This window comes from Aneurinibacillus thermoaerophilus (assembly GCF_900099925.1).
In the GTDB taxonomy this organism is placed as follows: Bacteria; Bacillota; Bacilli; order Aneurinibacillales; family Aneurinibacillaceae; genus Aneurinibacillus; species Aneurinibacillus thermoaerophilus.
Genome location: NZ_FNDE01000101.1, coordinates 1 through 1,134, shown reverse-complemented (window position 1 = coordinate 1,134; position 1,134 = coordinate 1). Strand labels below are relative to the sequence as shown.

The 1,134-nt window shown below is 47.6% G+C and carries 2 protein-coding genes; both read left to right on the top strand.

Going from position 1 to position 1,134, the window contains the following annotated elements; all coding sequences use genetic code 11:
• The coding region (locus BLR88_RS18875) for a DnaD domain-containing protein (protein ID WP_139185049.1) at window positions 1–455 on the top strand (455 nt) is incomplete at its 5' end.
• A 5-nt stretch (window positions 456–460) separates the two neighbouring features.
• A partial coding sequence (locus BLR88_RS18870; protein ID WP_139185050.1) for a DnaB-like helicase N-terminal domain-containing protein occupies window positions 461–1,134 on the top strand: 674 nt, incomplete at its 3' end.

Sequence of the window (1,134 nt, the reverse complement as noted above, 5' to 3'; positions counted from 1 at the left end):
GCAATGGTGTCCACAGTAGTGACCCATTATTAAACAAAACTAAACTAAATAATCATAATCCTCATCATGCGCATACGCGTGAGGAAAATCCGATTGCTGTTTACGAGCAGGAAATTGGAAAGTTTACAGATACCATCAAGGACGCAATGTTCGATTGGCTTGATGGAGGATATTTCGATGAACCAGACGGCATTATGATCGCAGCGATTAAAGAGGCTGCTTTAAACGAAAAGCGCTCCTGGGTCTATGTAGATCGGGTGTTGAATGCATGTAGAAGGGAAAATGTGCGTACAGTTGCACAGTTCGAAGAGAAAAAGCAGGCGTTCCAGGCACGTAAGCAGCAGGAACAAGCAAATACAAAACATAGGCATTTACACGTTGTACGCAGTGAAGAGCCGAAAGAACGTCCTGTTGTAGATCGAGAACCGATTGACTTACTCGGTATGGGAGGATAAGCAACATGGGGGAAACGAAAGTACCGACCGATCAACAAGCAGAAATGGGCGTTATTGGCGCAATGATGAACAGTGAGGAAGCACTGGATGAAGTCATGTCAATTGCAGATGAGGATTTTTTCTACTACGACACCACACGGAAGGTTTTTCGACTGTTGGTAGATTTGTCAAATACGGCACGTCCGGATTCACAAGCGGTACTGAAACGATTGGAGGACACAAAAGAGCGGGCGCTTGTCCGGCAGGCGGACCAGATGTGGAACGGTATGCAAGGGTTTCGGAATCACCTACGAGACTTAACGGAAACGTACCGAAAACGACAGTTTTACTATATCGCGCATAAAGCATTGCAGATGACACAAGAAACGAGTGCAACATCCGAGGATATCTCGAATGTGATGGAAAAAGGCATTGGCACGATTTCGTTTGAGGATAGCCGGGAAGACATCATCGCGCCGAAGCAGTATGCGACGGAAGGGTTAGAGCTGTTCAGACAACGGTTTGAGAAGCCGGAAGAGGCGTATGGCATTCGGCTATCGCATACGGTACCTGGCGGCCATGTGATGGGGTTTCCATCCTTGGACGATACGTTTATGGGCCTGCGTGGCGGAGATTTGATTTTGCTGGCAGCACAGAGCGGACATGGGAAGACGGCACTGGCGCAAAATTTAAGCCGGAT